The organism is Deltaproteobacteria bacterium, from assembly GCA_016875395.1.
GTDB lineage: Bacteria > Myxococcota_A > UBA9160 > UBA9160 > UBA6930 > VGRF01.
In genome coordinates this window covers 17,167-38,310 of record VGRF01000002.1, presented here as the reverse complement: position 1 = coordinate 38,310, position 21,144 = coordinate 17,167, and the positions used below count along the sequence as shown (strand labels likewise).

The window sequence follows — 21,144 nt, the reverse complement described above, 5'->3', positions numbered from 1 at the left end:
GCCTACTCACTCGATCCCGCTGTCCTTCGCCTGCCGCGCCAGCATCGTCACCGCGAGCGCCTCCTCGCCGAGGCCGAGCTCTGCGTACAGGCGCGCGAGCTCGCGCCAGCGGCGCTGCGGGTCGAAGCCGATCGCGTGATGCAGCTTCGCGAGGCACGAGGGGCACGGCTCGAGTGGACGCATGTCGAGCTCGACGAGGTTCATCATGCCGTTCATCGCGCACTCCCACGCGATGCAGTGCTTGATGCCGAACATGTGTCCGATCTCGTGCGACGAGATCGCGAACGTGCGTCGCAGCGCGAGCGTGCGTTCACTCGCGGCGTCGCCCATGCGCGCCGTGCTCGTGACGCCGACGCGCGAGCCGTAGCGCGCTTGCCCGAACAGGAAGTTCCAGTCGGGCGCGGGGTAGAGGTCGGTCTGCGTGAGCGCCATGAACGCGACGGCATCCTGCGGCTTCCGCTTCGCGAGCGCGTCCATGATCGTGTGCGTGAGCCACTGCGTGCCGAGCTGGTGCTCGCGCGACTTCACGCTCGCGACTTCAGCGGGAAGCGCGGGCGCCTGCTCCACGCGCATCTGGAACCAGGCGCGCGTGAGGCGCGTGACGTCGCGTGCGAGCGCCGCTTGTCCCGGATCGAGCTCCCCCGCGGTTGTTAGGTAGATCGTGCGACCCGGCAGCTGCGCCTGCGCCGCGAGAAACTGCGCGTAGCTCTGCCCCGTCTCGGGCTGCGAGAGCAGCCAGATGCTCGGGCCCTTCGCCTCTGCGGTGCGCTGCAGCGCGGCGAACGGCGCGGGCAACGTCTCGGCGCGAATCACACGCGCGCGCGCATCGAGATCCGGCGTCGCGCTCGGCGCCTCGAACTGGGGCGCTTCGAAGCGTGGCGGCTCGAAGCGCGGAGCGCGGTCGGGCGCCACCTGCGCGAGCGGTGACTCCGGCACCGTGTCGTGCGACTCGGCTGCGTTCCGGGCTGGCGCTGGCGGCGCGTCCTCAGGCTCACAGCCTGCGAGCAACGTCCCAACGACTCCGGCGGCCGCCGCAATCCGTCGCATGGGACCAGCATCGCACGAGCGCGCTCCCGTTCAGCTGCGAAACGGCTCCCGCCCCCTCCCCTGCGCGGGAATTCCCTGCGCCGCGAGCACCTCGCGCTGCAGCGCGAACATCGCCGCGGCGGCGCGGTCGGTCGCGCGCGTGAAGGCGAGCGAGCCGGCGAGGATCGGCAGCAGCGCTTCGGGGTCCTGCACGCGCGCGGGGCCGTACTCGTGCTCGACGATCAGCGGCGTCGTGGCGGGATCGAGCGGGAGCAGCTCGCGTGCGGCGAGCTGGTGATCGAGCCAGTCGACGCTGCGGTTCTGCAAGTACGCGAGCGGATCGTGCTTCGCGGTGCCGGGCAACTCGTGCTCGCTGAACACGCTCTGCTTCTTCCACGCCGCGGCGGGATGCGCGCCGCGCTCGAGCGTCTGCCCGTGGTAGCCCCACGCCGCGAGACCCCGCGCGTCGATCACCTGGCCCTTCACGTGGAAGCCCGCGATCAGGAAGCCGTAGCCTTCGTCGCGCAGGTACTGGAACAGCGAGCGCGTGTCCTGCCCCAACAAGATCGCGTGCGACGGGTCGTAGTGGATGCGCAGCTGGTCGCCCACGCCGTGCTTCTCGCAGATCCGGTGCAGCGCGATCCAGGCGCCCGGCGTGTAGGCGAGGTTGTTGTGGAAGTTGTCGCCCGCGGTCCAGCCGGGCATCGGGCACTGCTCGATGCGGTACTGGAGCCCGCGCGCTTTGGCCTCGCGCAGCAGCGGCACGAACGAACGCTCGAAGTCCGCGAGGTTCTGCTCGAGCGTGAGCGACTGGTTGCGTCCCACGAAGCCGCACACTGCTGGCGCCCCTAACAGCACCGCGGCGTCCATCGCGCGCAGCATGAAGGCGTGCTTCTTGGCGCGCAGCGCCGCGTCGGCGTGCAGCATGTCGTCGAAGTAACCCACGTCCGCGATCGCGACGCCGGTGGCGCGCACGGCCGCGAGCACGCGCTGCGCACGCTGCTGCGAGAACGGCGCGCGCAGGTCGAGCGTGTTCGCGACGGGGTCGAGCATCGCCTCGGCCGGTACGTCGGCTTCGCTCGGATGCAGCGCGGCGGAAAGCTGGATGCAGTCCGCGCCCATTCTGCGCGCGTAATCGAGCCATTCCTCGATCGCGAGATCCGGGTCTGCGTCGCGCTTCGCGCGCGGCGTCAGCTCCTGCAGCGCGGCGGTGAGGACACCGACCGGCATGTGCTTAGGGGCGAACGGGCGAATCGTCGGCATCGGCTTGAGCTCCTCGCGCAACCGAGTCCCAGAGTACGGGTTTGCGTGAGAGGCAGGCGCACATCCAAGGAGCCATCTCATGAGGAACCTGTTTCGTTTGCTCGCACCGGTCTTTGCGCTTGCACTCGCGGGCTCCGCGCTCGCGGAGGCCCCCTACGGCAAAGCGCAGCTGAGCGGCGCCGAGCGCCTACGCGTGACGAGCTGTGGTCGCAGCGGCGGCGCGCTCACGCTCGACTTCGAGATTCAGCCGCTCGTCTGCATCGCGTCGATCCTGCCCTGCCCCGAGGACGGCGCCTGGTCGCTGACAGGGACGCCCGCGCCGCTGAGTGGTCTCTCGCGCGGGGGGCCCCGCGCCGTGCGGCTCTCGCTCGACGACCAGAGCCTCGGCGCACTCGAAGCCGCGCTGGAAGCGGAGGCGTCGGAAATCTGCGGTGAGGCGATCGACCTGGCCGGTCTGCGCGCCGGCGGAGCGCTGAAGATCAGCAAGAGCCGCGAGCAAGCGCGCCTCGTGTTGTTCGCGAGCGCGCGCGCCACGAGTGCGGACGGCGAGTCGAGCCGCGCGACCTATCGGGTGCGCGCTCGCGGTAAGTGGCTCGAAGCCCTTTCGCTATAACATCTTCGCAAGTCGAGGAGATCACGATCAAGAAGCTGAACGCGAAGCTCTGGATCTTGACCGCGCTGCTCGCGACCGCGGGCGCAGCAAACGCACAAACTGGCGCTCAAGGCATCGGCACGCTGAGTGGTGGCGAGCGCCTGGGCGTGCGGGGCTGCGGTCGAACCGCGAGTCCCGTGACGCTGGCGGTGACGCTCAATCAAGCGGGTGCGTGGTCGGCCAACGACGGCACCACCACCCTCACCGGCACCGCGACCGCGCTCAGTCGCCCCGTGCTGAGCCTCACGCTCGACTCCGCGAGCCTCGCCGCATTCGAGACTGCGCTCGAGAGCGAGGCCTCGGACCTGTGCGACGAGGCGGTCGCGATCAGCTCGTTGAGAGTGCGCAGCGTGCTCAAGATCAACAAGCGCGAGACGTTCGCGAAGATGCGAGCTCATGCGGTGGGCCAGGGCACGAGCGCAAGCGGAAGCGGCGCAGTGCAGTACAAGCTGCGCGTGCGCGGCGCGTGGAACCGCGCGGACATCTGAGCGTCAGCGCCCCGTCGCCTCCCACGCGCGTCGCGTGAACGCGAGGCCTTCGCGCGCGAGCACCTCTTCGTCCACGAACATGCGCCGCCAGATGCGCGTCGCCGCGGCGAGCGACGGGATCGCGGCGCCGAACGCTTCGAGCGTGAGCCAGCCGTCGTAGCCCACGCGCTTCAGCGCGGAGAAGGTCTCGGCCCAGCGCACCTGGCCGCGACCCGGCGTGCTGCGGTCGTTCTCGGAGACGTGCACGTGACGGATCGCGGCGCCGGCGTTCTCGATCGCGAGCGCCGGCTCCTTCTCCTCGATGTGCGCGTGGAAGGTGTCGTAGTGAACGCCAACGTTCGGCCGCGCGACGCAGCGCGCGTAGCGCGCGGTCTGCGCGGTGTCGTTGAGCAGATAGATCTCGAAGCGGTTCAGGAACTCGAACACGAGCGTCACGCGGGCGCGCGCGGCGTAGTCGGCGGCGTGCTGCATCACGTCCACGCTCGTCTCCCACTCGCTGTCGGTCGGCGGCTTGCCTGAGAACTTCCCGATCGCCGCATACAGCGGACCGCCGAGCAAGTCGGCGCCGGCCGCCTCGCAGCAGTCGATCGCGCGTGAGAGGTGCGCCACCGCGGCACGCCGCACCGCGACGTCGGGGTGAATGGGATCCGTCTCGGGCGGGCACACCGCCGTCGCGGTGCGCGCGAGGCCGAGATCCGCGAGGCGCGCGCCGAGCATGCGGAAGCGTTCGGGCTCGCCCCCGAAGATCGGCAGCTCGAGGCCGTCGTAGCCCATGCGCGCGAGGCGCTCGTAGAGCGGCAGGAACCGCTCGTTCGTCGGGTCGTCGGTCCAGAGCAGAAGATTGATTCCAACGCGCACGGCGAACGATGCTACCGCGCGTCAATCTCTCGCTTCGTGTAGGAGAAAAGCGTGACCGCTCGATCTCTGGCCGTGACCTCGTTCGTTGTCGTCAGCCTCGCCCTCGCGGCATGCGGCAAAGAGGAGGAAAAGCCCGCCGCCGCGGCCGAGGCGCCCGCGGAGAACGCCGAGGCGACGCCCGCAGCCGAGGCCGCTCCGCTCGCAGACTCGGGCGATCTCAGCGAGATCGCCGCAGCAACGCGCGACTACGCAGAGAGCGGCTGCGCCGCCGCGCGGCGTCGCCTCGACTTCTGCAAAGACTGTGACGGCGCGGAGCAGAAGCCGCTGCGCGATCTGCTGCTCGCGAACTGCGTGGAGCGCGAGTCGAGGGAGAAGGCGCGCGAGCTGTACGAAGCGATCATCACGAACCACCAGGACACGTTCGCGGCTTCCGCCGCGATCATGCACGTGCGCCAGATCGACGCGGCGGAGCTGCCGCCGCTGGGTGATTATGCCGGCCCGAAGCCCACTCCGGTGAGCCGCCCGCAGCCCGCGTACCCGCCGCACGCCGAGGCCGCGAACATCGACGGCCGCGTGAAGCTGCGCTTCGACGTGCGCGAGGACGGCACGATCGGGAACGCTCGCGTGATCGAGTCGACGCCGCCGCTCGTGTTCGACGCGGTGGCGCTCTACGCCGTGACGAGCTGGACGTACGAGCCGGGGCAAGCCGCGGAGAATCAGCAGATCTCGCTGCGCTTCGATCTCGATGGAAGTGGGGACGAAGCGAAGCCCGCGAGCGGAGCCGCGCAATGAGCGACGAGCAGCTCTTCACGCTCGCCAACGCCTCCGTCATGCCCGCGTGGCTGCTGCTCGCCGTGGCGCCGCGCTGGGTATGGACGCAGCGCCTCGTGCACTCGCTGCTCTACCCCGTGTTGTTAGGCGCGGTCTACACGATCGGCTTCCTCGCGGCGGGCGCGTTCAGCGCCGTCCCCGAGAGCGAGGGCGGCATGGGAAGCCTCGCGGCGATCTCCGCGGCGTTCGCGAATCCACGCACGCTGCTCGTCGGCTGGGTGCACTACCTGTGCTTCGACCTCTTCGTCGGCGCGTGGGAAGCGCGCGACGCGCAGCGGCGCGGCGTGCCGCACTGGCAGCTCGTGCCGTGCCTCTTCCTCACGCTGATGGCAGGCCCGATGGGTCTGCTGCTCTACCTCGGCTTCCGCTGGATGCGCGCTCGCAGCGCTTCGCTCGGAGAAGTCGCATGAGCGGCGCGAAGCGAGTTTCCGGAGCGTGCCTGTGCGGCGCCGTGCGCTTCACGATCACGCTGCCCACGCTCTTCTGCGCGCACTGCCACTGCACGATGTGCCGGCGCAACCACGGCGCCGCGTACGTCACCTGGACGGCCGTTCCGCCAGCACAGCTCTCGCTCGACTCGGGAGCCGAAGCGCTCACACGCTACGCGTCGTCGGAGCATGGCTCGCGCACGTTCTGCGCGCGCTGCGGCACCTCGCTGTTCTGCGAGAACACCGCACACCATGATCGCGTCGACATCCCCGTGGCGAATCTGTTAGGCCCGATCGACCGCGAGCCGCAGCTGCACGTCTTCTACGACGACCGCGCGGAGTGGACGAGGATCGGCGACGCGCTGCCGAAGCTCGGCGGGGCGACGGGGCTCGAGCCGACGAAGTGAGTGCTGGCGGCGCCTAGCCGAAGTAGCGGGCGCGCAGCTCGTCCGCGCTGCGCTTCGCGAGCGCGCAGATCGCGTCGCAGAGCGAGCCCGGCTCGAGGTCCGCAGGCTCGAGCCGCACCTGAAGCAAGCGTGAGGTGGCGTAGGTGCGCCCCGCGACGTCGACGGAGCGTACGCGCGTCCTACCGGTCTCGGCGTCGAGCATGTCGGCGAACGGCACGCGCACGATCGCGTCGTTGTCGCGTGTGATCATCACGCGATGGGCGCCGTCGAGCAGCGACTCGGCGGCTCCCGCGCCGAGATCGCGCGTGTAGGCGACGTCGAACGCGTTGGGTTCCGCACAGCGCAGCTCGTAACCGACGTCCTTGTCGATCACCGAGAGATCGATGCCGAGCTCGCGCAGGCCAGCCTGCGCGCGTTTCGCGACGAGATCGCCGAACGGCAACTCCGAGAAGCGCGGCCGCCCCTGTTTGTCGCGAGGAATTCCGTCCGGAAAGTCCGACTCGGGCAGCAGCTCCGCGACGCCCTCAGCGATCACCGCGACACCGTGCGAGCGCTTCATCGCGAGGCGCTTCAGCATCGCGCCCTCGACGATGCGCGCGACGTCGCCGAGGTGCACGGCGCGCCCGCGCAGCTCCTCGGGAAGAATCGTGAGCGTCGCGCCAGCGGCCTTCGCGGCGCCGAGAGCGAGGTGGCCGGAGCTTCGCCCCATCATGACGACGACGTACCAGCGCGAGCTCGTGCGCCCGTCTTCGAGCAGGTGACCGATCACGCGCGCGCCTTCGCCACGCGCGGTCTCGTAGCCGAACGTGGGCACTCCGGGTGGAAGCGGCAGATCGTTGTCGATCGTCTTGGGCACGTGCGCGAGCGTGAAGCGCGCGAGAGGCGCGTCCGACACTTTGCGCGCGACGTGCGCCGTGCCGTCGCCGCCGATCGTGAGGAGGTGGTCGACGCCGAGTCGCGCGAGCGAGTCGATCGTGCGGCCGAGCACCCCGTCCGGCTCGAGCGGGCTCACGCGCGAAGTTCCGAGCACCGAACCTCCGAGCAAGTGGATGCGCGACACGTCGTCGATGTGCAGCTCGCGCACCGAATCGAGCTCGCCGCGAATCAGCGGCTCGAACCCGTTCGGAATCCCGAGCACACGCGCCCGCCGCCGCCGCGCCAGAATCGTCGCCGCGCCGATCACGCCATTGATCCCGGGCGCCGGCCCCCCACCCACGAGAATCGCCAGAGTCGCCATCGCCACCTCCGTTCTACGCGTTCGATGAGTAACGGCGCACCAGAGAAACTCCCACGCACACCTCGCGAACCACCGCGCCGCCTCGCTATCAGAACGACCTCGAAGTCGAACTCTCCACTCGAGCCGGTCGGCCGCGGCGGCAAGCGCAGCGCGCAGCAGCGGGCGAGTCTTCGAGCCCGATGCGGAGTCAACCAGGAAGATCGCGATGAGATGGTTTCGGCCGTCGGAAAGCCACCGGCGAGCGCGAAGCACCGCGCCGCTGTGAGGCACCCCGATGGCACGCCCGAGACGAGGCCGAAAGCATCTCATCGCGATGGTTGGGCTTCCCGCGCGCGGCAAGTCGTTCACCGCGCGCAAGCTCGCGGGATACCTCTCGTGGCTCGGTTACCCGACCGAGGTGTTCAACGTCGGCGCGCGGAGGCGCACGCAGCTCGGGCCGGGGCAGAGCCACGAGTTCTTCGACCCCAACAACAAGGACGCCGTCGCGCAGCGCCGAGCGCTCGCGGAGGCCGTTCTCGACGACGCGCTCGCCTACCTGCGCGGCCCCGGGCGCGTCGCGATCTACGACGCGACCAACACGACGCGCAGCCAGCGCGAGATGATCCGTGCACGCGCGGAAGCCGAGGATCGCGATCTGCTCTTCGTCGAGCTGATCAACAACGAGCTCGAAGTGATCGAGGCGAACCTGCGCGAGGCGAAGCTCGGCTCCCCGGACTACGCGCGCGCGACCGAGGCTGACGCGCTCAGCGACTTTCGCGCGCGCATCGCGCACTACGCGAGCGTGTACGAGCCGCTCGGCGAAGATGAAGGCGCGTTCGTGCGCCACGTCGACCGCGGGCGCCAGATCGTGATCCACGAGGTCTACGGCTACGTACAGGGCCGCATCGTGTTCTTCCTGACGAACCTGCAGGTGACGAAGCGGCAGGTGTGGATCACGCGCCACGGCGAGAGCGAGTGGAACGTGCTCGGGCGAATCGGCGGCGACGCGCCGCTCTCTTCGCGCGGGCTCGAGTACGCGCACAACCTCGCGGCGCACGTGCGCGGGCACTTCGGCGCAGCGAGCGACCTCGACGTGTGGACGAGCACGCTGCAGCGCACGAAGCAGACCGCGGCGGCGCTCGGCATCGATCCGGGCGAGTGGCGCGCGCTCGACGAGATCAACGCGGGCGAGTGCGACGGCATGACCTACGCCGAGATCGAGCACTCGCTGCCGCAGGAGTTCGCCGCGCGCCGCCGCGACAAGCTCGCCTACCGCTACCCGCGCGGCGAGAGTTATCAGGATGTGATCCAGCGCCTCGACCGCGTGATCATCGAGCTCGAGCGCTACCGCACGCCCGTGCTCGTGATCGCGCACCGCGCCGTGCTGCGCGCGCTCTACGCCTACTTCCAGCAGCTGCCGCGTGCGGACGTGCCGCACCTCGAGATGCCGCTGCACACCGTCATCAAGCTCACGCCCACGGCTTACGGTTGCCTCGAAGAGCGCACGCCGCTCGAGCCGCGCTTCGGGCGCGACGCGAAGGAGTTGCCATGAAGCTCTACTGGTTCTGGTCGTTCAACCCGCAGAAGGTTCGCCTCGCGCTGCACGAACTCGGGCTCGCGCACGACCTCGTCGCGGTCGACTTGTTCCGCGGCCAGCAGCGTCACCCCGACTTCGTGCGCCTGAATCCGCACGCGAAAGTTCCCGTGCTCGAGGACGGCGCGATGGTGCTGACCGAGTCGAACGCGATGCTCGCCTACCTCGGCGAGCGCGAGCGGCGGCTTTGGCCCGCGGACGCCGCGGGCAAAGCAGCCGCGCTCCGCTGGCTCTTCCTCGAAGCGCGCCACCTCTCGGAGAACGTCGGCAACCTCTGGTTCAACGACTTCGTCGCGCCGCAGGTGAAGATTCCCGTGAGCGAGGCAGACCGCGCGCGCGGCGCCGAGGAGATCGCGGCGCCGCTCGGGCTCGTGGAAGTGCAGCTCGGCAAGCACGCGTTCGTGAACGGCGCCGAATTCTCGCTCGTCGACTGTTGTTACGCGCCCGTGCTCGACGCGCTCTCGCTCTCGGCCTTCGACCTCGCGCCCTACCCGAACGTGAGCGCCTACCTCGCGCGCATGCGCCTGCGCCCCGCTTGGGCGAAGTGCGAGTTCCGGACCGCGTAACAAGTCGCCTCCGCACGCCGGCGCTGGCGCCAACGCTTCGACCACTCCTTGAAGCACGCGACGTCACCCAAGTCGCGCAGCGGCGGCGGAGCGGCTCAAAGCCGCGATCGCCGCCGCCCGCCTCTCTGTCGCGAGTGCGACCAGATCCCCCCGAGGAGCGCCTTGCGGGGGGCCGGGGGCTGCGGAGCGGGAATCAAGCGCAGCGAGGGGCGCGAGAATGTGAGTGGGAACAGTCAGTGCATCGCGGCCGGCCGCCCGGACGTCACCTTCAACCGGCAAGCCCCGAGCGAGCCATCCCGCGCAGCAGCCCCCGGCCCCCCGCAAGGCGCGGACGCCGCGAACTGCAACCAAGTCCTCAGGCGAGTTTCCATGAGACACTGCGCCGCCATGACAAACGCACCGCACGCTCGCCGCATCTTCGTCGCCTCCTCGCTCGCGCTCTTCACCGCGGGCCTCTCCTTCTCGCTGCGCGCCGCGGCGATCAGCGGCATCGAGGGCGAGATCCTGCGCGCGCTCGATCCGCTTCATTCCGGCGAGCGCGCTGGCGCGCTGCTCGGCACCGCGTCGCTCGGCTTCGCCGCCACGCTCGCGCTCGCGACCGTGTTCCTCGAGCGCATCGGCATGGGCCGCGCGCTCGTGCTCGCCGGCGCGCTCTTCAGCGCGGGCACCGCGGTGGCGATCGCCGCGCCGGCGGTCGCGACGGGCGGCGCGACTTATCAGGTGCTGTGGGCGGGCTTCCTGCTGTGCGGCCTCGGCTGGGGCTTCATGGAGGCGTCGATCAATCCGCTCACGGCGACGCTCTATCCGCAGGACGCCACCGCGCGCCTCAACGTGCTCCACGCCTGGTGGCCCGCCGGCATCATCGTGGGCGGCCTCGTCGGCGTCGCGTCGGGCCACCTCTCTCTCGCGTGGCAGACGCAGCTCGCAGCGACCTTCGTGCCCGCGCTCGCGACGATCGCGCTCTGCCTCGGCGTCGCGTTCCCGCGCCCCGCGCGCGCAGCCGCTGGCGTCGCGTGGGCGGAGATGTTCCGCGAGTTGTTGCGCCGCCCGATGTACTTCGTGTGGCTCGCGTGCATGTTCCTCACCGCGTCGAGCGAGCTCGCGCCGGGCCAGTGGATCGACCTCACGCTCACGCGCACGGTCGGCATGCGCGGCATTTGGCTCTTGATCTACGTGAGCGGGATGATGTTCGTGCTGCGCCACTTCGCGGGCCCGATCGCGCACCGCCTCTCGAACGTGGGAATGCTGTGGGGCTCCGCCGTGCTCGCTACGCTCGGGCTCTTCCTGCTGCCGCGCGCCGACTCCCCCCTGACAGGTCTTGCCGCCGCCACGATCTGGGGCCTCGGCGTGTGCTTCATGTGGCCGACTATGCTCGCGACCGCGGCCGAGCGATATCCGCGCGGCGGCGAGCTCGCGATTGGCGGCATGGCGGTCGCCGGCGCGCTCGCGATCGAGCTCGTGCTGCCGCGCCTCGGCGCCATCTTCGACCGCGAGCGCCTCGCGCTTGCGGGCAGCGCCGACGCGCTCGCCGCACTCGGCGAAGCGCAGCGCGCCGCGATCGAGCGCGCCGCCGCGCAGACCTCGTTCGAGACGCTCGCGCTGCTGCCCGCCGTGCTGATCGCCGTGTTCGGCGTGATCTGGCTGTGGGATCGGCGCACCGCGGGCGCCGCCACGCGGGATTGAGCCAGCCGCCCGTCAGCGTCGCGCGAGGGCGGTCGCCCAGCGGCGCGCCCAGCCGTCGAGCGGAGCGAGCGCGGTGCCGAGCTCGTCGCCGAGTGGCGTGAGCCGGTAGCTCCCGTCGGCGTCCTGCGCGACCACCTTCGCGTCGACCAGCTCGAGCAGCCGCTCGCGCAGCACGCTCGAGGAGACGTCACCGCAGTCCGCCTGCAGCGCGCGAAACCCGCGCGGATCACGCGCGAGCTCCCAGAGCACGCGCAGCGCCCAGCGCCTTCCGAGCAGGTCGAGCGCCGCCATCACGGGGCGTCCGCTGGTGGAGCCGCGCACCGCACGGCCAGGCAGAGGGATCTTGCGTTTCGCCATGGGCGCTCCACTGGTGCTTCGAATTCCGAAACACTAGCCTGGCGAATGCTTCGGTTTCCGAAGCACCCCTCTAAGAAGACCCCCCGTGACACGCATTCCTCCCCTGGAGCCTCCGTTCACGCCCGAGACGGCGGCGCGACTCGCCCGAATGATGCCGCCGGGAATCGCCCCGATCGCCCTGTTCCGCACCTTCGCGCGCAACCCCGCGATGACCGACGCGATGAGCGGCTGGGGCAGCTACGAGCTCTCGAAGCGCCTCGCACTGAGCCTCAGGGAGCGAGAGATCGCGATCCTGCGCACGTGCGCCCGCTGTGGCTGCGAGTATGAGTGGGGCGTTCACGTCGCGTACTTCGCCGAGCGCGCGGCGCTGACGCGGGAGCAGCTGCGTTCGCTCACCCACGGCACCCCCTCCGACCCGTGCTGGAGCGAGTCCGAGCGTGCGTTGGTCTCGGCTTGTGACGCGCTCCACGACTCTGCGGACCTCGACGACGAGCGTTGGAAGTCTCTCGCAGCCAGCCATCAGCCCGCTCAGATCCTCGATCTGCTCCTGCTGTGCGGCTGGTACCACGCGATCAGCTTCGCGGCCCGCGGCGCGCGCGTGCCGCTGGAGGCCTTCGCGCCGCGCTTCTCCGAGTACACGCCGTTGGCGGCATCGTGACCTACTCCAGACCGCTCACGCTTCGGTAAGGAACTGGTCAACTCTCGGTAAAGGCTCGCGTCCGAAGTCCTCATAGGTTCGCCCTGCTGCATCACGCAGCCCTAACACCTGTGAGGTTCCCATGACCCGCCGCATCTCCATCTTCGCGTTCGGCGTGCTCAGCTACGCCCTGTTCTTCAGCGTGTTCCTCGAGGAACTGGCGCGGCGAGGCGCGTGAGCGATCCGCCGCTCGCACGCCCTCCATGCACTTCGCGCTTCAGGCTGGCTCGCGCATCGCCGATCCCTCGTTACAGTGCGGCCTGTCCGGCTTCTCTCATGCCGCTCCGTCCCGTTGGCCTTGGCGCTTCAGCGGTTCGCAACACAAGCGCCAGGCTCCGCTGCCCGGGCACACGGCCCGCAGCAGTGACGGAGTCCCACTACACGAGGCGCGCACTTCGCGCGGCCTGATCTCCGGCGCAGTGCGCCCGGGACACGGCCACGCGCGCGCCGAAGGAAACTCACTTGTCTTTCTCCGATCTCTCTTTGAATCCCACCCTGCTCGCGAACGTCGCGGCGCTCGGCTTCGAAGCGCCGACGCCGATTCAGGCCGCCGCGATTCCGCCCGCGGTCGAAGGCCGCGACGTGCTCGCCTGCGCCGAGACGGGCAGCGGCAAGACTGCGGCGTTCCTGCTGCCGATCCTGCACCGCCTGCTCGCGAAGCCGCGCGGCGCCACGCGCGCGCTCGTGCTCTCGCCCACGCGCGAGCTCGCGCAGCAGATCGCCGACGACCTGCGCGACCTCGCGGGCCGCTCGGGCCTGCGCGGCGCCGCGGTCTACGGCGGCGTCGGCATGGGCCCGCAGCGCGACGCGTTCGTGCGCGGCTCCGACGTGATCGTCGCGACGCCGGGCCGCCTGCTCGATCACTTCTCGTACCCGTACGCGAAGCTGCCCGCGCTCGAAGTGCTCGTGCTCGACGAAGCCGACCGCATGCTCGACATGGGCTTTCTGCCCGACGTGAAGCGCATCCTGCGCCACCTCCCCCCGCGCAAGCAGACTCTGTTCTTCAGCGCGACGATGCCGCGCGAGATCGAGGAGCTGACGCGCGAGTTGTTACGGGAGCCCGCCGAGATCCAGATCGGCCGCCGCGCGCGCCCGGCCGAGACCGTGACGCAGAAGGCGTACCCGGTGCCGGGCGAGCTCAAGGCGCCGCTCCTCGCGGAGCTGCTCGCGCGCGGCGAGGTTCGCGAGGCGCTCGTGTTCACGCGCACCAAGCACCGCGCCGACCGGCTCGCGACGTGGCTCGCGCGCCACGGCGTCAAGGCCGAGCGCATTCACGGGAACCGCTCGCAGAACCAGCGCCAGCAGGCGCTCGATGGCTTCAAGCGCGGCAGGTACCGCGTGCTCGTGGCCACCGACATCGCCGCGCGCGGCATCGACATCGACTCGCTCTCGCACGTCGTGAACTTCGACGTGCCGAACCTCGCCGAGGACTACGTGCATCGCGTCGGCCGCACAGGCCGCGCGCAGGCGACGGGCGAAGCGATCACGCTGATCTCGCCGCAGGAGCGCGGCGACTTCGTGCGCATCGAGCGCGTGCTGCGCGCCAACGTGCCGCGCGTCGAGCTCGACGGCTTCGACTACGGCGCAAAGCCCGAAGCGAAGCTCGAGGTGTCGCACGCCGACCGCATCGCGAAGATTCGCGAGCAGCGCGCGAGAGAGCGCGCGAACCGCGACTCACGCGGCAATCGCTCGCACGCCCCGCGCTCCCACGGCGCCCGCCCGCAAGCGCACGGGGATCAAGCGCACCACGGCGCCAGCCCCGACGCGCTGCGCCCCGAGCAAGTGCGCCCCCACCGCGTCGGCAGCGGCCGCCGCCCGCGCAGAGTGTTCACACAGTCGCGTCGGCCCGGGCACTGACAACTCAGGCGGGCGCGCCCGCGAGCGAGAGCCCAGAGATGGGCTCTACGTACGCCTGCGCGTCGCCTTCGCTCGCGGCTTCTCCGCGAGCGGCGGAGGCGTGTCCTCGAACGTGGCCTCGGTGCCGGCGCCGAGCGTCACGTGCAACATCTCGACGCGACCGCGCGCGAGCGGTCGATGCCAGGTGGCGCGAGGGACGACCGCGAACTCGCCAGCGCGTAGCGCAACGCAGCGAACGCGCCGACCCACGAGCAGCTCTACATCGACGCGACCGGCGAGCACGTGCAGCAGCTCCTCGCCGGCGGGATGCATCTCCCAGTGGGGCGGCCACGAGCGCGCGACGCCGATGCGCGCCGCGCCGAACGCGACCGCGCCGCCGCGCTTCTGCGGAACGCGACGTGTCGCATGCTTGCGCATCACGCCTTCCACACGGTGCTGCCCTTCCCCGCCATCATCTCTTGAGCGCCCAACAAGTCCACGCGGTACGGCGTGATCTTCAGCACGCCGTACGTGGGGTCCGTGACGCCTCCGCGCCAGAACATCGCCGGGTCGTAACCGATCGGCGCGGGCGCGTTCTTGATCAGGTCCCAGATGCGTCGCTTCGTGGCGTCGTCGTCCTGCCACTGCGCCGTGGCTTGGATGATCACCGTGTCGTGCTGCGGGTCCCAATAACTCAGCGCGACGTTCGTGTTGCCGGCGAGATGTTTCGTCTTCAGCGTCTGGCGACCCGTCGCGATCCAGCCGGTCGCGCCTTCCCACACGGGGTGAAGGACGCGCGAGAACGGGCGGCCCTTCGTGTCGATCGTGGTCACGGTGCACCACACGATGCGGCGCACGCGCTCGTCGAAGGTCTTGGCGATGTCGTTCCAGGAAGCGGGCATGAGCGGCTCCTCGAGTTGTGAGGAGCCGAGCCTACACGCGCAGCGCGTAGACGTGCTCGACTCCGTCCTCGGGATCGTCGTGCTCGCCGACCTTCTCGAAGCCGAGGCCGCGGATCAGAGCGAGCGAAGGCGCGTTGGTCGGCGCGATCGAAGCGACGAAGCCTGTCAGAGCAGGATGCTCGCTACGCGCGAACGCCATCAGCGCGAGGACGGCTTCGCGCGCGTAGCCGCAGCGGCGGTCGCGGGCGAAGACCGTGTAACCGAGCTCGATCGCGCCGGGCAGAAACTCGCGCAGGTACTCGGGTGCGGGCGCGCTGTGAAATCCCGCGTGGCCGATCATGCGGCGCTCGTCGCGCAGTACGAGCGCGCGCGCGAGCCAGCGTCCGAGCGAGGCGTCATCGCGCAGGAGGCGCAGCCAGTGCGCCACGTAGCTCTGCTGCGGCCAATCTGCGGGCACGCGCGCGCCGAGCAGCGCCTCCATGCGCGCGCGATCACCCGCGAGCGACGCCTAGTGAAACTCGGCGCTCAGCGCGACGAGATCGAGGCGCGCGCTCGCGAGCGGCGCGATCACTTGCCCGGGTTCGGCTTCCCGACCGAGGCCCCGCCGCCCTTCAGCGACTGACGCGTGGGACTTTCGCGAAGCGTCGTGCTCTCGCTCATCGCAGCGTCCGCCCAGCGCCAGCGGTGGTACCGAAGCGTGACGCTCTCGGTCGCCTGCCCGCCGTCGTGGGTCACGGAGTAGGAGCTGACCATCACGTTCTCGAGCTCGGCGACGCGGCACTGCCCGTCCTGGCAGCGCGTCAGCTGTGCGCTCTTGATGTGCTCACCCTGCGCGCACTTCTTCGCGAGCAGCGGCGAGGCCTTGTCGTACTTCTTCACCACGGTGGCGGTGCCGCTGCTGCCCTGCGCCGGCTCGGCCGCGGCGGGCGCTGCCGCCATGCGGCCCTGGCTCATCCCGCTGCTGCCCACGCTCGTGGGATTGCTCGCGCCGAGCGACCAGCTCGCGACGCTCACCCCGTCCTGGCCCTGCGAGCCGATGCTCTCTCCCTCGATGCCTTCGATCTTCAGAAAGTAGTCCGCCCCCTGTGCGGATCCGGCGGCGAGCCACAACAAGCCGAGCGAAGCGAGCAGCATTCGTTTCATCGCGATCTCCTTGGCCGCTTGATGCGGCGATGCGTGCGCTTCGGCCGAACGCGGCCGTGCGCTGACGACGGCTCGCGCGCAGGAAGGATTCAGCGCGAGCGAGGCAATCCGAGTCAAAGCTGAGGTGCACATTGGCCGGGCGCGGCCGCGCTTCACTTCGGGCGCGAGTTGCCGCTGTGTGAGCCGCGTTTGCGCGCGCGCCTCAGCTCTTCAGCACCGGCTCGCTCGGCTGATCGTCCTCGGGCCGAACGACGGTGCGCAGCACGCGCTGCGTGCGCGCGATCGCCGCGCGCTGCACGCGCAGCTCCTCGGTCTGCGCCGAGACCTGGCGCTCGAGGCGATCCTTGGCGTCGATCACCTCTTCGAGGCGCTGCTCGAGAAGAGCGAGGCGGCGGTCGAGCTCGGCCAAGTTGAGTCCTCCGGTGGCGGTCGGCGAAGACTGGAATGCAGCGGTCGAGGTAACGGCGCCGATCGTCGAAACCATCGCGCCCTGCGCCGGGCCTTCCTCGGGCTTCTCGGGCTCCGCGGCATCCGGCGACTCGAAGTCGAAGGCGCTCGCGCCTTCGTCCGCGGCCTGCGGCGAGGGCGCCGGCTCGCTCGAGCCGATCGCGAAGGCGCCCTCCGTCGCATCCGCCGCCGGCGCGTCCGCGGCCGCGGCCGCGGGTGTTTCGGACGAGAACAGCGATCCGACCGACGGCTCTTCCTCCGCGGGGGCTTCGGCCGCGGCTTGCTTCGTGGGGCGCCGCCGCATCAGGATCACGGCGAGGCCGAGCGCGACCACGGCGAACAGGCCGAGCACCCAGGGCGTCATCAGCCAGTCCATGAGGCCGCGATCTTTCTTGGCGGCCACGCGAATCGGCGGAAGCTTCGGCTTCTCCTCGGCCACGGCGACGGGCTCGGGCGCCGCCTCAGTCGCCGCAGAGTCGCTCACTTCGTTGGGGTCCCGCGCGCCCTCGGCCGCCGCGATCTGATCGCTTGGCGTCACGCTGGGATCGGGACCGAGCAGCGAGTTCGCCTCCTCGTGCAGCAGCGCGTCTTCGGCAGTGAGCGGAGTCGAGGGCTGCCGCTTCTCCTCGGCCACCGGCGCGGTCGCGATCGGATTGGGCTTCGGCGCGATGGCGGGCGCGGGCTTGGGAGCTGGCGCTGGCGTTTGCGCGACGGCGCTCGCATCGGCGTACACGTCGAGCACGATGCGATGCGGGCCGGTGAGCACCATCTGCTTCACGCGCGCGGGGCGCTTGAGCTCGATCTTCACGATGCTGCTCGCGCCGGCGGGCTCGACGCGCACCCACGAGAGCTGCTGGCTCTTCGCGGCGACCGACCTCGGCGTCGAGCTGGCCTGCACCTCGACCGTGATCACGCCGTCGCCCTGGTTGAGCGAGTAGGACGCCTTTGCGTCCGTTTCGATCACGACGCGCGTGTAGTCGGGGTTCGGCCCGACGCGCACGTCCTTCAGCGCAGACGCCAAGCCCGCCGAGGCGAGCGCCGCGGAGACCAAGGCCGATAACGCAAACGAGACCGGACGAATCCGGAACCCAACCGGCACCGAGCTCACCCCCTTGTTACGCCGAGGAGGAGGCGACGTAACAGCTCAATCGCACGGAGAATTCGCGGACCGTACCAAGAAACAAAAGTGCCGTCGATCAAATGGATACGCCCTGAAGCTGCGAACGGCGCATCGAGTCGCGAAAGCTCCGCTGCATCGGGTGGGCCGAAGGCGTAGGGCTCATCGGGGAGCAGCACGACGTCGGGCTGCGCCGCTTCGATCTCGGCGAGCGTGACGCGCGGGTAGCGGCGCTCGGCCGCGGCGCGAGGTGCTCGTGGCCCGTCGCGCACGCCGAACACGTTTTCGCCGCCGCACAGCGTGATCAGATCGTCCGCGTAGGTCGGCGCGCCCACGGCCATCCAGGGCTCGCGCCAGATCGGACAGAACACGCGCGCCGGCCTCGCGCCAGAAGCGCGCAGCTCGGCGAGCGCCTGCTCCGCCTCCTGAACCGCCCCCAGCACGGGCGCCACGACGCGAGTGCGCACCTCGGCGGCCGCGCCGAGTTCCGCCATCTCGGCGAACAGCTCCGCGCCCTCGCGCACAGTGCGCGGGTACGTCACCCACACGGGAATGCCCGCGGCTTCTAGCCGCTCGACGTCGCGCTTTCGGTTCTCCTCCTGATTCGCGATGACGAGGTCCGGCGCGAGCGCCCGAATCGCATCGAGGTCGGGATTCTTCGTGCCGCCCAGCTTGGGCACGCGCGCCACCGCCTCGGCGGGATGCACGCACCACTCGGTCACGCCCACGACGCGCTCGCCGAGCCCGAGCGCGAACAGCGCCTCGCTGAGGCTCGGCACGAGCGACACGATGCGCTGCGGCGGCGCACTCGGGCGCCCGCGCATGGGGGACTCGCTCGCGGCTTCGTCGTTCACGCGCACACGGTAGGGGGCCGTGCGCGAACGCGAAGCGCGCGCGCGAGGCGCGGGCGCCGCGAGGCTCCACTCGCGCGGGCGGCGCTGCTCGATTTCCGCGCGGCTCCGCCTCGGCTCGCACGCCTCGCTACGCCGCGAGCGGCGGATCGATGTCGTGCACCACGCGCACCACGGGCGCCGCCGGGCGCTCGGTCCAGCGGTGGTCGCAGCGCGGGCACTCGTTCAGCAGCAGCACGCCGCGGTCGACCACCTCGTCCGTGCGCACTTCGGCGAAGCCGCACACGAGGCAGCGCGTCAGCGTTCGCAGCGCGCTCGTCAGCGTGTGGACACGGGCACTCGCTCGCGTTCGTCGGTTCGTCGTCGCGATCATCTCCGTCTCCTTCCACCCGGTCTCGCCGCCCGGTGTTGGGCTCGGTCTCGCTCCTCCGAAGCCGACGGCTCGCCGCCGGTCACGCGATTCGAGAGACCCGCGGCGAGGCGGGGGGCGCCTCGCCGCGGCAGCGCGCCAGGGGGACTTCACGCTGCGAAGGACATGAAACAGGGCGCTTGTGACAGGCGCGGTCACACGCGAACGCGAGCGCGAAAAAATTCCGAGCTCAGCGCCGCGCGGCGCGCTCGGCGAGGGCGATCGTGTGATCGAGCAGCTCGGGGCCACCGGGCGGGCCGTGGCTCGGCACCACGATGCGCGTCTCGGGGAAGCGCGCGCGGACGGCTCGCACCGTGTCGGCCCAGCGCGCGACATCGCCGTCCGCGGTGTTGCCGAGATCGCGCGAATCGCCCGGGCGAATCAGGCAGCCGCCGAAGAGCACGCGCGCGGGCGCGAAGTACACGACGAGGTTGTCGCGCGTGTGGCCGGGGCCCGGATGAAAGACGACGGCGCCCATGACGACTCGCTCGCGGGCGCCATCCGCGAACAGCGCGTCGCTCGCCGGCTCGAGCCCGCGGGCGGGTGCGTCTTCGCTCGAGAGCACATGCGCAAAGCTCCGAATGCCGGCGAGCCGGAGCGCCGCCATGCCGCCCATCTTGTCTGCGTGCGCGTGCGTGACGACCGCCGCGTCGACGTTCGCACCGACCTCTGCGCGCACGCGCCGGAGGATCTCCTCGGTGTCTGCGTCGTCCCACGCGGTGTCGACGAGCAGCACGCCTTCCGCGCTGCGAATCACGAGGCCGTGCGACAGCACGAGCCCGACGCGCGCGATGTCGCGATGCGAGCCGTGGAGCCACACGTTCTCGGCGAGCGGCTCGAGCGTGGGCGCGTTGTCGACCGGCGCGGGCACGGGCGTACATGCAGCGAGCAGCAGACACGAGACGAGGAGGCTCCGCATCGCGCGCAGCCTCCCGAGCGCGCCGCGCGCTCGCAAGCCGAGGCGCGCTAGAAGCGATACACGAGAACGATCTGAGCGATGGGCAGGTACTTGTACGACTTCACCTCGCGCTCGATGCGCTCCTCCTCGTCTTCGAGGTCCGCGAGCAAGCCCGGATCGCCCTCGAGCAAGCCGCCACGCGCGCGCAGGTTGCTGATCTTCAGGGCACCCTGATACGCGAAGCCGGCCTCGGCGGCGACCGTGAAGCCCGAACGCAGGCGCCCACCCCAGCCCGCGGTCACGACCGGCGCAACCGCATTCGCGTCGACGGTGCCGGTGAGGCGCCCGATCTCGGCGGGCGTGTACGTGACGCCGCCGATCGTGACGTCGTTCGCGGGACGCGCGCTCACGCCGAGGTCGTTCCCGTTCCAGCGCACGCCGGCGGAGATGCACAGACCACCGTCGAAGGGATACCAGTCGGCCATCGCGCCGACGGAGAACAGATCGACGTCGCCGTCGTAGGCGATGTCGTCCACGTCCTCCGTGAGCTTGAAGCCGAGCCACGTGAGGTTGCCGCGCAGGCCGAGGCCTTCGAGCGGGCGCAGGCTCACTTCGGGCCCGACGCCGAGCGTTCCGCCGGTGAGGCCGAGCGTCACCCTGCCGTCGGCGAAGGCGGACGCCGCGAGGGCGAACGAGAGCAGAGCGCTGGTCGCGAGCAGACGGAGTGTTCTCATCCCGCGCGTTTCGGAGCGACGCCGCGCGCGAGGTGTGCGCGCAGTCACGCGAAGTGCGTCAGCTCGGCAACGTGAGCGCGACCGTGCCCGTCACGTGGGGACCGAGGCGGTTGTCGCCGCGCAGCGCGATCTCGAGCTCGCGGCCCTGCGCGCTCGCGACGCTGCCGATCAGCAGCATCGCGTCGCCCGGATAGTTCGGCGCGCCGAGCCGGATCGCGAGCTTCCGTAACAACACGCCGGGCCCCGCCCAGTCCGTGACGAAGCGCGCCACGAGGCCGCTGGTGGTGAGGATGTTCATGAAGATGTCCGGCGAGCCGCGCAGCTTCGCGAGCTCGCGATCGTGGTGGACGTCCTGGTAGTCGCGCGACGCGATCGCCGCCGCGACGATGAGCGTCGCGGTGATCGGCACCGCGCACGCTGCGAGCGCGTCGCCCGCCTTCACCTCGCTCGCGCGAAGTGTCGCCTCGCGCCGAGGCACGCGCGGCGGCAACTCGCGAGGCGCGCTCGGAGGCAGCGCAGCGCCCGCCGCGCGTCCCGTGCCGGGCTTGAACTTCAGAATGCGGAAGCGCATGTGGCCGACGGCCGCGCCGGTCTGCGTCGTGTAGGTCGTGCGCGTCGTGACGAAGTGCCCCGTCCCCAGCGCGGTCTGCTTCTCGTCACTCACCTCCTCGACTTCGCCGGCGCCGTGAACGAGATCCCCGAGGCGCAGGTACCGCACGTACTCGTGCGCGCTGTCGGTGG

At 70.6% G+C, this 21,144-nt stretch carries 25 protein-coding genes; 10 read left to right on the top strand and 15 right to left on the bottom strand.

Features of this window, described 5'->3' with window-relative positions:
* Window positions 1–6: 6 nt before the first annotated feature.
* Together FJ091_01945 and FJ091_01940 are read right to left on the bottom strand one after the other, a co-directional pair.
* Entirely contained in the window at window positions 7–936 is a 930-nt protein-coding gene (locus FJ091_01945) for a hypothetical protein (GenBank protein ID MBM4382109.1), read from the bottom strand.
* 141 nt (window positions 937–1,077) lie between these two features.
* The gene (locus FJ091_01940) at window positions 1,078–2,289 is read right to left on the bottom strand and encodes a sugar phosphate isomerase/epimerase (GenBank protein MBM4382108.1); all 1,212 of its coding nucleotides are present in this window, start codon (window positions 2,287–2,289) and stop codon (window positions 1,078–1,080) included.
* A gap of 79 nt (window positions 2,290–2,368) precedes the next feature.
* On the opposite strand from FJ091_01940, the gene FJ091_01935 reads away from it, so the two are divergent.
* Together FJ091_01935 and FJ091_01930 are read left to right on the top strand one after the other, a co-directional pair.
* On the top strand, window positions 2,369–2,902 hold the full coding sequence (locus FJ091_01935; protein ID MBM4382107.1) for a hypothetical protein: 534 nt from the start codon (window positions 2,369–2,371) through the stop codon (window positions 2,900–2,902).
* Window positions 2,878–3,429, top strand: a complete 552-nt coding sequence (locus FJ091_01930) for a hypothetical protein (GenBank protein MBM4382106.1) — start codon at window positions 2,878–2,880, stop codon at window positions 3,427–3,429. Before FJ091_01935 ends, FJ091_01930 begins: the two co-directional genes overlap by 25 nt.
* A 3-nt stretch (window positions 3,430–3,432) precedes the next feature.
* Here FJ091_01930 and FJ091_01925 read toward each other — a convergent pair whose 3' ends face one another.
* Window positions 3,433–4,287, bottom strand: a complete 855-nt coding sequence (locus FJ091_01925) for a sugar phosphate isomerase/epimerase (protein MBM4382105.1) — start codon at window positions 4,285–4,287, stop codon at window positions 3,433–3,435.
* Window positions 4,288–4,338: 51 nt separating this feature from the next.
* Here FJ091_01925 and FJ091_01920 point away from each other — a divergent pair, with 51 nt between their 5' ends.
* Genes FJ091_01920 through FJ091_01910 form a run of 3 tightly spaced genes read left to right on the top strand, consistent with a single transcriptional unit; the run spans window position 4,339 to window position 5,953 of the window.
* Window positions 4,339–5,079 carry a TonB family protein gene (locus tag FJ091_01920; GenBank protein MBM4382104.1) on the top strand — a complete coding sequence of 247 codons (741 nt, stop codon included), beginning with the start codon at window positions 4,339–4,341 and terminating at the stop codon, window positions 5,077–5,079.
* Window positions 5,076–5,528: a DUF4281 domain-containing protein gene (locus tag FJ091_01915; GenBank protein ID MBM4382103.1), complete on the top strand. Its 453-nt coding sequence runs from the start codon at window positions 5,076–5,078 to the stop codon at window positions 5,526–5,528. Before FJ091_01920 ends, FJ091_01915 begins: the two co-directional genes overlap by 4 nt.
* Window positions 5,525–5,953: a GFA family protein gene (locus FJ091_01910; protein MBM4382102.1), complete on the top strand. Its 429-nt coding sequence runs from the start codon at window positions 5,525–5,527 to the stop codon at window positions 5,951–5,953. The genes FJ091_01915 and FJ091_01910 overlap by 4 nt, the downstream gene beginning before the upstream one ends.
* Before the next feature lie 13 nt (window positions 5,954–5,966).
* On the opposite strand, the gene FJ091_01905 is transcribed toward FJ091_01910, so the two are convergent.
* Window positions 5,967–7,190, bottom strand: a complete 1,224-nt coding sequence (locus FJ091_01905) for a 6-phosphofructokinase (protein ID MBM4382101.1) — start codon at window positions 7,188–7,190, stop codon at window positions 5,967–5,969.
* 274 nt (window positions 7,191–7,464) lie between these two features.
* Here FJ091_01905 and FJ091_01900 point away from each other — a divergent pair, with 274 nt between their 5' ends.
* From FJ091_01900 to FJ091_01890, 3 genes are all read left to right on the top strand, one after another.
* Window positions 7,465–8,721 carry a histidine phosphatase family protein gene (locus FJ091_01900; GenBank protein MBM4382100.1) on the top strand — a complete coding sequence of 419 codons (1,257 nt, stop codon included), beginning with the start codon at window positions 7,465–7,467 and terminating at the stop codon, window positions 8,719–8,721.
* On the top strand, window positions 8,718–9,329 hold the full coding sequence (locus FJ091_01895) for a glutathione S-transferase family protein (protein MBM4382099.1): 612 nt from the start codon (window positions 8,718–8,720) through the stop codon (window positions 9,327–9,329). Before FJ091_01900 ends, FJ091_01895 begins: the two co-directional genes overlap by 4 nt.
* A gap of 387 nt (window positions 9,330–9,716) precedes the next feature.
* A complete protein-coding gene (locus FJ091_01890; protein ID MBM4382098.1) occupies window positions 9,717–11,012 on the top strand; it encodes an MFS transporter in 1,296 nt (431 codons plus the stop codon).
* A 12-nt stretch (window positions 11,013–11,024) separates the two neighbouring features.
* Here the strand turns inward: FJ091_01890 and FJ091_01885 are convergent, their stop codons facing one another.
* Complete coding sequence (locus FJ091_01885; protein MBM4382097.1) at window positions 11,025–11,369, bottom strand: helix-turn-helix transcriptional regulator; 345 nt, start codon at window positions 11,367–11,369, stop codon at window positions 11,025–11,027.
* 148 nt (window positions 11,370–11,517) lie between these two features.
* Here FJ091_01885 and FJ091_01880 point away from each other — a divergent pair, with 148 nt between their 5' ends.
* Complete coding sequence (locus FJ091_01880; protein MBM4382096.1) at window positions 11,518–12,027, top strand: carboxymuconolactone decarboxylase family protein; 510 nt, start codon at window positions 11,518–11,520, stop codon at window positions 12,025–12,027.
* A 501-nt stretch (window positions 12,028–12,528) separates the two neighbouring features.
* Window positions 12,529–13,923, top strand: a complete 1,395-nt coding sequence (locus FJ091_01875) for a DEAD/DEAH box helicase (protein ID MBM4382095.1) — start codon at window positions 12,529–12,531, stop codon at window positions 13,921–13,923.
* Window positions 13,924–13,968: 45 nt separating this feature from the next.
* On the opposite strand, the gene FJ091_01870 is transcribed toward FJ091_01875, so the two are convergent.
* The 10 genes from FJ091_01870 to FJ091_01825 all read right to left on the bottom strand — a co-directional run bounded on the left by FJ091_01870 (window position 13,969) and on the right by FJ091_01825 (window position 20,974).
* A complete protein-coding gene (locus FJ091_01870) occupies window positions 13,969–14,340 on the bottom strand; it encodes a cupin domain-containing protein (GenBank protein ID MBM4382094.1) in 372 nt (123 codons plus the stop codon).
* A complete protein-coding gene (locus FJ091_01865) occupies window positions 14,340–14,804 on the bottom strand; it encodes a pyridoxamine 5'-phosphate oxidase family protein (protein ID MBM4382093.1) in 465 nt (154 codons plus the stop codon). Before FJ091_01865 ends, FJ091_01870 begins: the two co-directional genes overlap by 1 nt.
* A 31-nt stretch (window positions 14,805–14,835) precedes the next feature.
* On the bottom strand, window positions 14,836–15,285 hold the full coding sequence (locus tag FJ091_01860) for a GNAT family N-acetyltransferase (protein ID MBM4382092.1): 450 nt from the start codon (window positions 15,283–15,285) through the stop codon (window positions 14,836–14,838).
* Window positions 15,286–15,371: 86 nt separating this feature from the next.
* The gene (locus tag FJ091_01855) at window positions 15,372–15,947 is read right to left on the bottom strand and encodes a type VI secretion system tube protein Hcp (protein ID MBM4382091.1); all 576 of its coding nucleotides are present in this window, start codon (window positions 15,945–15,947) and stop codon (window positions 15,372–15,374) included.
* Between the two features lie 202 nt (window positions 15,948–16,149).
* Complete coding sequence (locus FJ091_01850; GenBank protein MBM4382090.1) at window positions 16,150–17,415, bottom strand: hypothetical protein; 1,266 nt, start codon at window positions 17,413–17,415, stop codon at window positions 16,150–16,152.
* Window positions 17,416–17,498: 83 nt separating this feature from the next.
* On the bottom strand, window positions 17,499–18,335 hold the full coding sequence (locus tag FJ091_01845; protein ID MBM4382089.1) for a cobalamin-binding protein: 837 nt from the start codon (window positions 18,333–18,335) through the stop codon (window positions 17,499–17,501).
* Between the two features lie 157 nt (window positions 18,336–18,492).
* Window positions 18,493–18,735, bottom strand: a complete 243-nt coding sequence (locus FJ091_01840; protein ID MBM4382088.1) for a hypothetical protein — start codon at window positions 18,733–18,735, stop codon at window positions 18,493–18,495.
* A 226-nt stretch (window positions 18,736–18,961) separates the two neighbouring features.
* Complete coding sequence (bla, locus tag FJ091_01835; GenBank protein ID MBM4382087.1) at window positions 18,962–19,690, bottom strand: subclass B1 metallo-beta-lactamase; 729 nt, start codon at window positions 19,688–19,690, stop codon at window positions 18,962–18,964.
* 47 nt (window positions 19,691–19,737) lie between these two features.
* The gene (locus tag FJ091_01830; protein MBM4382086.1) at window positions 19,738–20,403 is read right to left on the bottom strand and encodes a hypothetical protein; all 666 of its coding nucleotides are present in this window, start codon (window positions 20,401–20,403) and stop codon (window positions 19,738–19,740) included.
* A gap of 58 nt (window positions 20,404–20,461) precedes the next feature.
* Window positions 20,462–20,974, bottom strand: a complete 513-nt coding sequence (locus tag FJ091_01825) for a hypothetical protein (GenBank protein ID MBM4382085.1) — start codon at window positions 20,972–20,974, stop codon at window positions 20,462–20,464.
* Between the last annotated feature and the right edge of the window lie 170 nt (window positions 20,975–21,144).

Excerpts from the sequence above, each read along its gene's own strand:
- FJ091_01940 (MBM4382108.1), bottom strand. The coding sequence starts at position 2,289 with ATGCCGACGATTCGCCCGTTCGCCCCTAAGCACATGCCGGTCGGTGTC.
- FJ091_01935 (MBM4382107.1), top strand. The coding sequence starts at position 2,369 with ATGAGGAACCTGTTTCGTTTGCTCGCACCGGTCTTTGCGCTTGCACTC.
- FJ091_01915 (MBM4382103.1), top strand. The coding sequence starts at position 5,076 with ATGAGCGACGAGCAGCTCTTCACGCTCGCCAACGCCTCCGTCATGCCC.
- FJ091_01910 (MBM4382102.1), top strand. The coding sequence starts at position 5,525 with ATGAGCGGCGCGAAGCGAGTTTCCGGAGCGTGCCTGTGCGGCGCCGTG.
- FJ091_01905 (MBM4382101.1), bottom strand. The coding sequence starts at position 7,190 with ATGGCGACTCTGGCGATTCTCGTGGGTGGGGGGCCGGCGCCCGGGATC.
- FJ091_01900 (MBM4382100.1), top strand. The coding sequence starts at position 7,465 with ATGGCACGCCCGAGACGAGGCCGAAAGCATCTCATCGCGATGGTTGGG.
- FJ091_01895 (MBM4382099.1), top strand. The coding sequence starts at position 8,718 with ATGAAGCTCTACTGGTTCTGGTCGTTCAACCCGCAGAAGGTTCGCCTC.
- FJ091_01890 (MBM4382098.1), top strand. The coding sequence starts at position 9,717 with ATGACAAACGCACCGCACGCTCGCCGCATCTTCGTCGCCTCCTCGCTC.
- FJ091_01885 (MBM4382097.1), bottom strand. The coding sequence starts at position 11,369 with ATGGCGAAACGCAAGATCCCTCTGCCTGGCCGTGCGGTGCGCGGCTCC.
- FJ091_01880 (MBM4382096.1), top strand. The coding sequence starts at position 11,518 with ATGATGCCGCCGGGAATCGCCCCGATCGCCCTGTTCCGCACCTTCGCG.
- FJ091_01870 (MBM4382094.1), bottom strand. The coding sequence starts at position 14,340 with ATGCGCAAGCATGCGACACGTCGCGTTCCGCAGAAGCGCGGCGGCGCG.
- FJ091_01865 (MBM4382093.1), bottom strand. The coding sequence starts at position 14,804 with ATGCCCGCTTCCTGGAACGACATCGCCAAGACCTTCGACGAGCGCGTG.
- FJ091_01860 (MBM4382092.1), bottom strand. The coding sequence starts at position 15,285 with ATGGAGGCGCTGCTCGGCGCGCGCGTGCCCGCAGATTGGCCGCAGCAG.
- FJ091_01855 (MBM4382091.1), bottom strand. The coding sequence starts at position 15,947 with ATGAAACGAATGCTGCTCGCTTCGCTCGGCTTGTTGTGGCTCGCCGCC.
- FJ091_01845 (MBM4382089.1), bottom strand. The coding sequence starts at position 18,335 with ATGCGCGGGCGCCCGAGTGCGCCGCCGCAGCGCATCGTGTCGCTCGTG.
- FJ091_01840 (MBM4382088.1), bottom strand. The coding sequence starts at position 18,735 with ATGATCGCGACGACGAACCGACGAACGCGAGCGAGTGCCCGTGTCCAC.
- bla (MBM4382087.1), bottom strand. The coding sequence starts at position 19,690 with ATGCGGAGCCTCCTCGTCTCGTGTCTGCTGCTCGCTGCATGTACGCCC.
- FJ091_01830 (MBM4382086.1), bottom strand. The coding sequence starts at position 20,403 with ATGAGAACACTCCGTCTGCTCGCGACCAGCGCTCTGCTCTCGTTCGCC.
- FJ091_01825 (MBM4382085.1), bottom strand. The coding sequence starts at position 20,974 with ATGCGCTTCCGCATTCTGAAGTTCAAGCCCGGCACGGGACGCGCGGCG.